Origin of the sequence: Stenotrophomonas maltophilia (assembly GCF_047497515.2) — a bacterium.
Taxonomy (GTDB): Bacteria; Pseudomonadota; Gammaproteobacteria; order Xanthomonadales; family Xanthomonadaceae; genus Stenotrophomonas.
Genome location: NZ_JAXAXL020000020.1, coordinates 70,161 through 82,356 on the forward strand (window position 1 = coordinate 70,161; position 12,196 = coordinate 82,356).

Consider the following 12,196-nt stretch of genomic DNA (forward strand, 5'->3'; position numbering starts at 1 on the left):
GGCCGGCAACGTCGGAACACCCCTGGTGCCGGCCAGCGGCCGGCGCTACCGCGACTACCGAAAGCCCCGCCCTCGCGGGGCTTTCGCTTTGCCGGACATGGCGGAAAACAGCGTTCGCGCCAGCCATGACCTCCCGCCCATGCGCGGGCCTGAACGACTGTTAAGCTCCAAGGCTTGGTCCCTTCCGGAGTTGCCCATGCGTCGCCGCGTCCTTGCCATCGCATCCTCCCTTGCCCTGCTGGCCGCTCCGGCCTTCGCGGCGCCGCACACCACTACCCTGCCGCCGGCCTCGCTGGCCACCGCCGCGCAGTTGCGCGACCAGGCACTGGCCGATGACACCGGCTGGAAAGTGGTCGAATCGCTGACCACCGAGATCGGCCCCCGCATCGCCGGCAGCGAGGCCGACGCGCGCGCCGTGGCCTGGGCCGAAGCCAAGTTCAAGGCACTCGGCTTCGACAAGGTGTGGAAAGAGCCGGTGACCTTCCCGAAGTGGGAACGTCGCAGTGAACATGCCGCGGTAACCGGCAAGAACCCGCAGCCGCTGCAGATCACCGCCCTGGGTGGCAGCCCGGGCGGCACGGTGGAAGCCGAGGTGGTGCGCTTCGCCGATCTGGCCGCGCTGCAGGCCGCGCCGGCCGGTTCGCTGAAGGGCAAGATCGCTTTCGTCGATTACCAGATGCTGCCGTTCCGCGATGGCCGCGACTACGGCCGTGGCGGCGCGATCCGCAGCAAGGGCCCGTCCGAGGCGATCCGCAAGGGTGCGGTCGGCTTCCTGATGCGCTCGGCGGGCACCGACTCGCACCGCGTGCCGCACACCGGCATCACCCGCTTTGACGAAGGCCTGACCCCGGTGCCGTCAGCGGCACTGTCGGTGCCCGATGCTGACCAGCTGGCACGCCTGCTGGCCCGTGGCAGCACCACGGTGAAGGTCGCGCTGGATTGCGGCTGGGATGGCACGGCCACGTCGTACAACGTGATCGGCGAGATCACCGGCCGCAGCCTGCCCAAGGAAGTGGTGGTGATCGGTGGTCACCTGGATTCGTGGGACCTGGGCACCGGCGCGGTCGATGACGGCGCGGGCGTGGGCATCACCATGGCGGCCGGCCACCTGATCGGCCAGCTCAAGCAGGCACCGAAGCGCACCATCCGCGTGATCGCTTTCGCCAACGAGGAACAGGGCCTGTACGGCGGCAAGGCCTACGCCGAAGCGCACGCCAAGGACGTGGCCCTGCATCAGCTCGCCGCCGAGAGCGATTTCGGTGCCGGCCGCATCTATGCCTTCAATACCGGTTCGCCGAACCCGGAAGGCTCGCGCGAAGCGACGAAGCAGATTGCCGAAGTGATGAAGCCGCTGGGCATCGAGTACCAGGCCGACAATGGCGGCCCGGGCCCGGACGTCGGCCCGCTGGCCGCCAAGGGCGGTGCGTGGGCGTGGCTGGCGCAGGATGGCTCGGATTACTTCCACCTGCACCACACCGCCGACGACACGCTGGACAAGATCGATCCGAAGGCGCTGGCGCAGAACGTGGCCGCGTACACCGTGTTCGCCTACCTGGCCGCCGAAGCCGATGGCAGCTTCGGCAGCGAGGCCAAGGCGACCACGCCGCCGAACGAGTGATGCGGTAGCGCCGGGCCATGCCCGGCGAGCGCGGCAGCAGGAGCGGTGCGAACCAAGGTTCGCACCCACCACGGCAGATCCTGCAGCGGGAACCGGCAGGGTCAGAGCCCTCGCCTGCGGCGAGGGATCCGACCCCGATCATGCCACCCCGGATACGGGATCAGCCGCGACGGCTGGCCCACTGCGCCAGCAGCACGGCGGTGGCCGAGGCCACGTTCAGGCTCTCAACGGCGCCGCTGCCGGGAATGGAGACCTGCTGATCGCACTGCGCGGCCAGGCCGCGGTCCATGCCCTCGCCTTCGGCGCCCATCACGTACACCAGACGGTCTGGCAGGGACGCACGGAACACGTCGTCCCCGCCCTCGACCAGGGTCGCGGCCAGGCCGAAACCCGCCTCGCGTAGCTGGGCCATCGCCTGCGCGGTGTCCGGCAGCTGCACCAGCGGCACCGACTCTGCGCCGCCTTCGGCCACGCGTGCAGCCGCACCGGACAGCGCCAGCGTGCTGCCGGCCGGCAGCAGCAGCGCCTTGACGCCGAAGTGCGCGGCCGAACGCAGGATCGCGCCGAAGTTGTGCGGATTGCCGACACCATCCAGCCACAACGCCAGCGCCGGGCCCTCGCCCAGTTCCACCAGCCACTGCGCCAGCGGCACGACCGGCGCGCGCAGTACATCGGCCACCAGGCCTTCATGGTGGGTCGTGGCGGCCAGCTTGTTGAGGTCGCCCTCTTCCACCACGCGATAGCCGACGCGGTTGGCCACGCACCACTTCAGCACCGGCTGCATGCGCGGAATCAGCGCCTCGACCAGGTACAGCTTGCGCAGCGCCTGCGGACGCTTGTCGAACAGGGCCTGCACGGCGTTCCAGCCATACAGGCGCAGTTCGTCGTTGCCACGCCCCGGCGGCGGCGGCGTGCCGCCCTCTCGCGGTGGCAGCGGGGTGGCCCGCGGCGGTCGCGACGACGGGCGGCGGGCATTTTTCCAGGGATCATTCACTACGGGACAACTCCAGCTTGCGTTGACGCCAGAAATCGGCGTTCTTGATGCCCAGGGCATCGGGGTCGAAGGTCGGATCGAGGCCGAGCTTCTTCTGTCGTTCGTAATCACGCAGGGCCAGCATCGCCGGCTTCTGGATGATGAGGATGGCGATGATGTTCAGCCACGCCATCAGGCCCACGCCGATGTCGCCCAGCGCCCAGGCCAGGGTCGCGTTGTGGAACGCGCCGAACACCACCATGCCGATGATGCCCAGGCGCAGCAGCAGCACGGTCAGCGGGCGCTTCTTGTTGTGGTTCACATAGCTGAGGTTGGTCTCGGCCATGTAGTAGTACGCCATGATGGTGGTGAAGGCGAAGAAGAAGATGGCGATCGATACGAACGCCGAGCCCCAGCCCGGCAGCACCGCTTCCACGCCGGCCTGCGCGTAGCCGGCACCTTCCGGAATACCGGCCAGGCCCTGGAAGATCGGCGGGGCGCTGGCGCCTGCCGGCGAGTACACGTTGTAGGTGCCGCTGGCCAGGATCAGGAACGCGGTGGCGGTGCACACCATCATGGTGTCGAAGTAGATGGCGAAGGCCTGCACGTAACCCTGCTTGGCCGGGTGCGAGACTTCCGAGGCCGCCGCCGCGTGCGGGCCCGAACCCTGGCCGGCCTCATTGGCATAGATGCCGCGCTTGATGCCCCACTCCACCGCCAGGCCCATCATCGCGCCGAACGCGGCGTGGGTACCGAAGGCACTCTTGAAGATGATGCCGAACATTTCCGGCACGCGGTCGTAGTTGATGATCATGATGACGATGGCCATCAGGATGAAGCCGGCGGCCATGAACGGCACCACCACTTCGGCAAAGTTGGCGATGCGCTTGACGCCACCGAAGATCACCACGCCCAGCAGCAGCGCCACCACGATGCCGATGCCCAGCTTCAGCGCCTGCACCGACTCCATGCCGAAGGCCTGGCCATCGAGCGGGCCACACAGCGCAGTGCCGCGGCAGGCGTTGATGATGCTGTCGGCGATGGCATTGGCCTGCACGCCCGGCATCAGGAAGCCGGCCGCGATGATCGTGGCGATGGCGAAGGCCAGCGCGTACCACTTCAGGCCCATCGCCTTTTCGATGTAATAGGCCGGGCCACCGCGGTAGCGGCCTTCGGCATCCTTGGTCTTGTAGATCTGCGCCAGGGTGCATTCCACGTACGACGTGGACGCGCCGAGGAAGCCCATCACCCACATCCAGAAGATCGCACCGGGGCCGCCGAAGGCGATGGCGGTGGCCACGCCGGCGATGTTGCCGATGCCCATGCGGCCGGCCATCGACATGGCCAGGGCCTGGAACGAGGACACGCCGGCGTCGGATTTCTCACCCTTGACCGTGAGGCGGCACATCTCGAGGAAACCACGGATCTGCATGAAACGGGTGCGCAGGCTGAAGAACAGGCCGGCGGCCAGGCACATGAAGATCAGTGCCTTGCTCCAGATGATGCTGTTGATGAAATGTACGGTAGCTTCCACGCGCGCTCTCTCCAGTCGGCGGGTTGTAAGGACGTCCCGTCGGCTGGAGGGGACCGGTCGATTCTCCCTGATCGAAGGCCGCTGCGGTAGCGCCGGATCAATGGGGGGCTGCGGGAGGGGTTGGTGGGATGGCCGCGCTGACGCCCGGTAGCGTCGACTGTTGGTCGACTGCCTTTGGTCCCGGTTGCAGAAGAGCCCGCGCTGCGCGCGATAGTCGACTGACAGTCGACTCTACCCCTCCCCTTCCCAAGCCGCTCAGGGCAGCTGCGTGCGCACCCGGGCGAAGCGGCGCAGGTCGTGCAGCTCGCCCCGCTTGTAGACCGCACAGCGGTCGACGCCCTCCTCCTGGAAGCCGTTCTTTTCCAGCACCCGCGCCGAGCCGAGGTTGAAATCGACCACCCCGGCCTGCAGCCTGAACAGGCGCAGTTCGTCCATCACCCAGGGGGCGAACAGACCCACCACGCGGGTCATCAGGCCCTGTCCCCAATAGGCCTGGCCCAGCCAATAGCCCAGTTCAGCCATATGCGCGCGCTCGGCGCTGCCCGGCTGGGCACCGATGCTGCCGCAGGCCTGGCCGTCGATCTCGATGGCCAGGTTGAGCGTTCCGGGCGCCAGTACGCGGCCGGCCAGGAACGCCTCGCCATCCTCGCGCGTGTACGGGTACGGGAAGCGGTCACGCAGGCCGCGCGAGACCTCGGCGTCATTGGCGTGGCGCAGCAACGAGTCCAGGTCGTCGCTGCACCACGGCCTCAGCACGAAGCCGTCGCCGTACAGGCGCTGCGCCGGGTCAGGCATGGCCGCCCACCGACGGCGACTCGGCTTCCTGCTTCTCCAGTTCGCGCTTCACCGCTTCCGGCGAACGGGTATACGGCGCCAACCGCGCGTAGAACGCCGGCACCACGAACAGCGACAGGAAGGTCGAGAGGGTCACGCCGAAGATGATCACGATGCCGATCGTGCCACGGCTGGCCGAGCCAGGGCCACCGGCCACCACCAACGGGATCGCACCGACCACGGTGGCGATCGAAGTCATCAGGATCGGGCGCAGGCGCACCATCGCCGATTCGATGATGGCCTCGCGCACCGTGCGGCCATCGTCACGCAGCTGGTTGGCGAATTCGACGATGAGGATGCCGTTCTTCGCGGCCAGGCCGACCAGCATGACGATGCCGATCTGGCTGAACAGATTCACCGTGCCCCCGCTCACCCACAGCCCGACCAGCGCGCCGAGCACGCCCAGCGGCACGGTCAGCATGATGGTGAGCGGATGGATGAAGCTCTCGAACTGCGCGGCCAGCACCAGGTACACCACCAGCAGCGCCATCGCGAAGGTCAGCAGCACCGCGCCACCGGCACTCTGGTACTCGCGCGATTCGCCCTTCCAGTTCACCTGCGCGTACTGCGGCAGCTCTTCGCGGGCCACGTTCTGCGCCCAGGCGATGGCCTCGCCCAGCGGATAACCCGGCGCCAGGCCGGCAGTGATGGTGATCGAGCGCAGGCGGTTGAAGCGGTTCAGGGTACCGGCCTCGGCCACTTCACTCAGGGTGACCAGGTTGGACAGCGGCACCAGTTCGCCGGAGGTGGCGCGCACGCGGATCGCGGCCAGGTCGGCCGGGCTCGCACGTCCATCGCGGCCGGCCTGCACCAGCACGTCGTACTCCTCGCCGTTGTCGACGAAGGTGGTGACGCGGCGCGAGCCCATCATGGTTTCCAGCGCAGAACCGATCGCAGTGACCGGCACGCCCAGGTCGGCCGCGCGCTGGCGGTCGATGTTCACCCGCATCTGCGGCCGGGTTTCCTTGTAGTCCGAGTCGGGGCCGACCAGGCCGGGATTGTCGGCCATGCGCAGCAGGACGCGGTCGCGCCACTGGGCGATTTCCGCGTACTCCGGCCCGCCCAGCACGATCTGGAAGGGCTGGCCGCCGCTGCGCACCAGCCCGCCACCCACCTGCGTGCGCACGCGCACGCCGCGGATGGTGTCGAGTTCCTTCTGCAATGCGTTGGCCACGTCCGGAGTGGCCTCGCTGCGCTGGCGCCACGGCTGCAGGAAGATGCTGACGCGCCCGGTGTGCATTTCCTCGCTGGCACCAAAGCCGCCGGGCACGCGCGGGTTGGCGCGGGCGATGGTCTTATCCGCGCCCACGTGCGGGGCCAGCAGCGCTTCCACCTGCTGTACCTGCTGCACGGTGTAGTCGTAGCCGGCGCCTTCCGGGCCGTCGATCATGATCTGGAACGAACCGCGGTCCTCGGCCGGCGCCAGTTCCGAGGGCAGCAGTTTCAGCAGCCCCCAGCTGGCGGCCAGCGCAGCCACCATCACCAGCAGGTAGATCCAGGTCCGGTCGACGTGGTGGTCGAGCACGCGGCCGTAGCCCGAGGCGAGGCGTTCAAGATTGCGGTTGATGAAGCCATGCAGGCCGCGCGGCGCCTGGCCGGTGTGCGGCTTGAGCAGCTTGGAGGCCATCATCGGCGTCAGCGTCAGCGCCACGAACGCGGACAACGCCACCGCTGCCGCCAGCGCCACCGCCAGTTCGCGGAACAGGCGGCCGGTGTTGCCTTCCAGGAAGCCGACCGGCAGGAACACCGCCACCAGCACCGCCGTGGTGGCGATCACCGCGAAGGCGACCTGCGTGGTGCCGCGCTTGGAGGCCACCAGCGGTGGCTCACCCAGGTCGATGCGGCGTTGCACGTTCTCCACCACCACGATCGCATCGTCCACCACCAGGCCGATGCACAGCACCAGGGCAAGCAGGGTCAGCAGGTTGATCGAGAAATCGAAGGCATACAGTGCGATGAAGGCGGCCACCAGGCAGACCGGCACCGTCACTGCAGGAATCAGTGCGGCGCGGAAGCTGCCGAGGAACAGCCAGATCACCGCCAGCACCAGGATCATCGCCTCGACCAGCGTGGCGTAGACGCGGTCCACGGCCGCTTCGATGAAGGTGGTGTTGTCGAACGCCACGAAGATCTGCGTGCCCTTGGGCAGCGTCAGCGCAATGCGCTCGGCCTCGGCACGCGCGGTGCGCGCGACGTCCAGCGAGTTGGCGGTGGAGGTCTTGACGATGCCCAGGCCGATGCCGGGCTCGCCGTTGCTGCGGTAGTACGCGCGGCGTTCGGCCGAGGCCAGTTCGATCTTCGCCACGTCGCCCATGCGCACCACGTAGCCATCGCGGCCCTTGCCCAGCGGGATGGTCGCGAAGTCTTCGGGCTTGATGTAGTTGCGCTCCACGCGCAGGGTGAAATCGCGGTCGGTCGACTCGATGCGGCCGGCCGGCAGTTCCACGTTCTCGTTGCGCAGCGCGGTTTCCACATCGCCGGTGGTCAGCCCACGCGCGGCCAGCTGGTCACGGTCCAGCCAGATGCGCATCGCGTAGCGCTGGCGGCCACCGATGCGGACCTGGGCCACGCCATCGAGGCTGGAGAAACGATCGACCACGTAGCGGTCGGCGTAGTCGCTCAGTTCCAGCGTGTCCATGGTCGAAGAGACCATGTTGAACCAGATGATCGGGTCGGCATCGCTCTCGACCTTGGCGATTTCCGGCGGGCGTGCTTCTTCCGGCATGCGGTCGGCGACGCGGCTGACCGCATCGCGCACGTCGTTGGCCGCCGCTTCGATATCGCGGTTGGAGGTGAACTCGATACTGACCTGCGAGCGGCCGTTGGTGCTGCGCGCGTTGATCGTGTCGATGCCCTCGATGCCGGCCAGGGCGTCTTCCAGCACCTGGGTGATGCGGCTTTCGATGACCGCCGCCGAAGCGCCGGTGTAGTCCACTGACACCGAGACGATCGGCGGATCGATGGCCGGCAGTTCGCGCAGGGTCAGCCGGGTGAAGGACATCACGCCCAGCACCAGCAGCAGCAGGCTCATCACCACGGCGAACACCGGCCGCTGGATGGAGATGTCGGACAGTTTCATCCGCCGTGGCCCTCGGCCGCGACCGGCGCCGGCGCATCAGCCGGCTTGGCACCGCTGGCCGGTGCCGCGTCCTTGGCCGCGACCTTCAGGCCCGGGCGCAGCTTGCCGGTGCCATCGACCACGATGCGCTGGCCGGCCTCCAGGCCCTGCTTGATCTCGACCACGCCAGCCCGGCGCGCACCGGTCACCACGTCCACGCGCTCGACGCTGTCGTCGCTCTTGATGCGGTAGACGAACGTATCGCGGCCCACCTGCACCACGGCGATTTCCGGCACCACCAGCGCCGGGCGCTCGGGGCGGAACAGGCGCACGTCGAGCAGCATGCCCGGGCGCAGCGCGTGGTCGCCGTTGGCGAAGTCGGCGCGCACGGTCACCGCGCGGGTGGCCGGATCGATGCGCGCATCGACGGTGCTGACCACCCCCTCGAACGTGCGGCCCGGCCAGGCCACGCTGGTGGCGCTGACCTTGTCACCCACGCCCAGTGCGGCCAGTTCCACTTCCGGCACCTGGAAATCGACGTGCATGTGCTCGATGTCATCGAGCGTGGCGATCACCGTGGTCGGCGTCAGCAGCGTGCCCGGGCTGACCTGGCGGATGCCAAGCACGCCGGCGAACGGCGCGCGCACGCGGCGGTCACCGATGTCCGACTGCATCTGTGCCACGCGCGCTTCGGCGGCATCGCGGATCGACTTCTGCGTATCCAGCGTGGCGCTGGACACCAGTCGCTGGGTGGCCAGCTCGCGCTGGCGCTTGTACAGCTGGTCGGCCTCGTGGAAGGTGGCCTGCGCCTGCACCAGCGCGGCCTCCTGGGCCTGACCGCGCAGGGTCACGATTGGCGCCCCGGCGGCGATCTGCTGGCCGCTTTCGAAATGCACCTTCTCGACGATTTCGCTGACCTTGGCGGTCACGCTGATCGACTCGCGTGCTTTGGCCGTTCCCAGCGCCTGCAGCGTGTCGTTCCACTGCGTGGGCTGCACGACCTGCGCGGTCACCGGCACCGCTTCGCCCTGCCGACGCGCGGCGGCCTCCTGCTTGCCTGCGCACCCGGCCAGCACGGCCAGGCTGAGGCCAAGGGCCAGGGTCGAAGCGATACGAGCCAACATGAACGGTCCTGATTGATCCACGGCCGCCGAGTGTAGGCAAGCGCCTGCAAAAGCGGTATGTGCCAAGCGTTTACCGGCGTGGAACCGTGACTGCGATAGCGCCTTGAACCCGTTCCGTGCAAGGCTGCCGAGCGCGGTGTCGACGTGTGTCGGGGTGTATCCAGCGACCCATTGGGTGCACTGTCATCGTAGAGTCAAAGCTGCCCGACGGAGGGCGTTGGGCAGGGGGCGGATCCTGGCGGGGATCCGGCCCCGTTTTTTTTCAGCGGATCAATACCGGTAGTTCACCTTCATCCACAGGCTGCGGCCGGGTTCGTTGATGCGCACCGGATCGGCCGGGAAGCCGAAATCAGCACTGCCGGCCAGGTTCAGGTGCTCGCTGTAGGCGCGGTCGAACAGGTTGTCGACGCCCGCGCTGAGCTGCAGCTGCGAACTGAAACGATAGGCGGCATTGAGCGCGAACGTGGCGAAGCCGGCGCTTGGTCCGAGATCCTGGGCGACGACGTTGCCTTGGCCATCTGCTACACGATGCTGGTGGGTCACCGCGCGCAGCAGCGCGCCGGCGCTCCAGCGCTGGCCTTCCCAGTTGGCGCTCAGGCGGGCTTCCAGCGGCGGCATCTGCGGCAGCGGGCGCTGCTGGTCGCGGTTCTCGCCCCAGGCGTACGCCAACGTGCCGCCCAGTTTCCACTGCTCGCCCACGCGCACCTCCAGCCCCGCCTCGGCGCCGGCGATGCGCGCATCGATGTTGCTGGCCTGGCTCATGCCCATCATGCCGCTGCCGTGATAGGTGAACAGGATGTAGTCCTGGATCTGCCCGGCGTACGCCGAAACCCAGGCCTGCACGCGTGGTCCCTTGTACTGCAGGCCGACGTCGAGCTGGGTGGTGCGCTCCGGCTGGATGCCAGCGAACGCGTTCAGCGCACCGGACGGGCCGTGGTCAGGCGAAAACAGCTCCCAGTAATCAGGCATGCGCTGGCTGTGGCCGAGGCCGGCATACCCGGTCAGGCCATCGGCCAGGTCCTGTTCGTAGCGCAGGAAGCCGCTGCCCAGCCATTCCTTGCGGCGCTGGCCCGCGGTCGGATTGGGCATGTTCCCCATCATGCCGCGGATCGACTGCCGCTCGTCGCGGACGCTGGCACGATCGATGCGCAGGCCGCTGATCCAGCGTTGGTCGGTGCCGGCACCCAGGGTCATCTCGGTAAACGCGCCATAGCGGCGGAAGTTGGCATCGGTCTCCCACGCCGCCTGGCGGTAGGTATCGCGGCCCATGCCCAAGCGACCGCGGTGGCGGCTGTCTTCGCCATCTACGCCGGCCACCAGCTGCACGTCCTGCCAGCGCCATTCGGAACTGACCCGGCCGCCCTGGGTGCGACGGTCCACGTTCGACGCCATCGGCATTGGCATCATGCTGTGCGGGTTCGGCGTGCGCAGCGTGTAGTTGTCCATCACGTGGTCGGCCTCGTTGTAGTACACGTTGGCCTGCACCGTGTCCCACGCGCCGGGCAGGTTGCGCTTCTCGAGGCGCGCGGCGTAGCTGGTGCGTTCGAAGGCAGCACCGTCCATGCCACGCCCGGCGTAGCGCGCGATCGCATCACCGGCACCGGCAGAGATTTCCAGCAGCGTGTCGGCATCCGGCGTCCAGCCGATGGCCACGTCGCCGTTCCATTTGCGCCACTTCGACGGCACCACATCACCGTGGCCATCCTTGTAGTCACCGGCTTCGGAACGGTTGCCGCTAGCGCGCACGTAGCCGGTCGGGTTGCCCAGGGTCAGGTCCAGCACCTGGTCGTTGCGGTTGCGCGAACCGACCAGCGCACTGGCATCGGCACGCAGGCCCGGTTCCTCGAAGCGGGGCGTATCGCGTTCGAAGCGCACGGTGCCAGCCGAGGCGCCCGCGCCCCAGCGCACGCTCTGCGGCCCCTTGATGATGGTCAGCCGGTCAAAGCTCTCCGGCGCGATGTAGGACAGCGGATTGTCCATGCGCGACGGGCAGGCACCGATCAGGTTGCCATCGTTGCTGAGGATGTTCAGGCGCGAACCGAACATGCCACGCAGCACCGGGTCGCCGTTGGTGCCGCCATTGCGGATGGCGGAGAAGCCGGGAACGGTCTTCAGGTAATCGGCACCGTCGCTGGCCGGTACCGGCTGCCGCGGCAGGCGCGGATCGGTCACCCAGTGCAGGGGCGACGAGGGTGCGGCGGCGGTGACCACCATCGTGTCGAGCGTGCGCGCCTGTTCGGCGGGCGCAGCGTGGGCCAGTGACGCAGCCACGGCCAGGCCAAGGGCAACCGGCAGGCGCGCACGGGCGCCCGCGGGGCGGGAAGTCATTTTCATCGGAACAGCTCCAGGGTACGCATGCGCGCACGGCACCCGGTCAGGTGTCGTGCGGCAGATTCGATAGGGACATCAGCGGACGATGGAGACGCGCGGCGGCCCACGCGCGGCATGCGCGGGCCAGCGCGCGGCAGGCAGCACGCGTTGCGACCACGGGAATGCCAGCCGCGGCTGCCACAGCAGCGGCAACAGCAGCACCAGCACGGCCAGCCACGGCAGCAGGCGCATGGCCAATACGCAGTATTCGCAGGCTTCGCCATGCATGGCGTGCGGGTCGGCCGGGCGGCTGGGCGATGCCGGCGTTGCGCTGTGGTGATCGTGCCCGGGCATGGCCATGTCCTGCATGGCATGGCCCATTGCGGCGTGGTCCATGCCCACCCTTGCCGCATGATCCATCGGCTGTACCTGCAGCGCGCGGCTGACCAGGGGCGCAAGCACCATCAGCAGCGTCGCCAGGACGGCGAGCTGGAGCAGGAGGCGCTGCGGGCGGGACAGGCGGGTCACCCCGCTAGTGTAGAGCCGGGTCCAGGGATGCCCGTGCGACGAACCGTCGCAGGAGGGGGGGTTATCGGCAGGGCTGCGCCCTGCACCCGCAGAATCCACATCAACATCAACGTCAAAAGCGGGCAGTCCGTGGGATGGCGGGGTGGGTCCGGTTGCGGGAGACGCCGTAAACCCATCCATGGGGGCTTGGCCGCGGCATCCATGCCGCGGACACTCC

Annotated in this window: 8 protein-coding genes; 1 reads left to right on the plus strand and 7 read right to left on the minus strand. The window is 68.4% G+C overall.

Annotated features, from left to right (window positions below):
• The first annotated feature begins 196 nt into the window (after window positions 1-196).
• Window positions 197-1,618 (plus strand): M28 family peptidase, encoded by a 1,422-nt coding sequence (locus ACMZPQ_RS20300; RefSeq protein WP_197580599.1) that lies wholly within the window; start codon window positions 197-199, stop codon window positions 1,616-1,618.
• Window positions 1,619-1,778: 160 nt separating this feature from the next.
• On the opposite strand, the gene ACMZPQ_RS20305 is transcribed toward ACMZPQ_RS20300, so the two are convergent.
• The 7 genes from ACMZPQ_RS20305 to ACMZPQ_RS20335 form a co-directional block, all read right to left on the minus strand.
• The gene (locus tag ACMZPQ_RS20305; protein WP_197580600.1) at window positions 1,779-2,612 is read right to left on the minus strand and encodes a TrmH family RNA methyltransferase; all 834 of its coding nucleotides are present in this window, start codon (window positions 2,610-2,612) and stop codon (window positions 1,779-1,781) included.
• Window positions 2,605-4,125 carry an alanine/glycine:cation symporter family protein gene (locus ACMZPQ_RS20310; protein ID WP_197580601.1) on the minus strand — a complete coding sequence of 507 codons (1,521 nt, stop codon included), beginning with the start codon at window positions 4,123-4,125 and terminating at the stop codon, window positions 2,605-2,607. The genes ACMZPQ_RS20305 and ACMZPQ_RS20310 overlap by 8 nt, the downstream gene beginning before the upstream one ends.
• Window positions 4,126-4,380: 255 nt before the next feature.
• Window positions 4,381-4,920 carry a GNAT family N-acetyltransferase gene (locus tag ACMZPQ_RS20315; RefSeq protein ID WP_197580602.1) on the minus strand — a complete coding sequence of 180 codons (540 nt, stop codon included), beginning with the start codon at window positions 4,918-4,920 and terminating at the stop codon, window positions 4,381-4,383.
• Complete coding sequence (locus tag ACMZPQ_RS20320) at window positions 4,913-8,038, minus strand: efflux RND transporter permease subunit (RefSeq protein ID WP_197580603.1); 3,126 nt, start codon at window positions 8,036-8,038, stop codon at window positions 4,913-4,915. Before ACMZPQ_RS20320 ends, ACMZPQ_RS20315 begins: the two co-directional genes overlap by 8 nt.
• A complete protein-coding gene (locus tag ACMZPQ_RS20325) occupies window positions 8,035-9,141 on the minus strand; it encodes an efflux RND transporter periplasmic adaptor subunit (protein WP_197580604.1) in 1,107 nt (368 codons plus the stop codon). Before ACMZPQ_RS20325 ends, ACMZPQ_RS20320 begins: the two co-directional genes overlap by 4 nt.
• A gap of 270 nt (window positions 9,142-9,411) precedes the next feature.
• Window positions 9,412-11,475, minus strand: coding sequence for a TonB-dependent copper receptor (locus ACMZPQ_RS20330; protein WP_197580605.1), 2,064 nt, complete (start codon window positions 11,473-11,475; stop codon window positions 9,412-9,414).
• Window positions 11,476-11,547: 72 nt separating this feature from the next.
• A complete protein-coding gene (locus ACMZPQ_RS20335) occupies window positions 11,548-11,979 on the minus strand; it encodes a DUF2946 domain-containing protein (protein ID WP_197580606.1) in 432 nt (143 codons plus the stop codon).
• Window positions 11,980-12,196: the final 217 nt, after the last annotated feature.

Coding starts and splice junctions, on each gene's coding strand:
- ACMZPQ_RS20300 (WP_197580599.1), top strand. CDS start 197: ATGCGTCGCCGCGTCCTTGCCATCGCATCCTCCCTTGCCCTGCTGGCC.
- ACMZPQ_RS20315 (WP_197580602.1), bottom strand. CDS start 4,920: ATGCCTGACCCGGCGCAGCGCCTGTACGGCGACGGCTTCGTGCTGAGG.
- ACMZPQ_RS20320 (WP_197580603.1), bottom strand. CDS start 8,038: ATGAAACTGTCCGACATCTCCATCCAGCGGCCGGTGTTCGCCGTGGTG.
- ACMZPQ_RS20325 (WP_197580604.1), bottom strand. CDS start 9,141: ATGTTGGCTCGTATCGCTTCGACCCTGGCCCTTGGCCTCAGCCTGGCC.
- ACMZPQ_RS20330 (WP_197580605.1), bottom strand. CDS start 11,475: ATGAAAATGACTTCCCGCCCCGCGGGCGCCCGTGCGCGCCTGCCGGTT.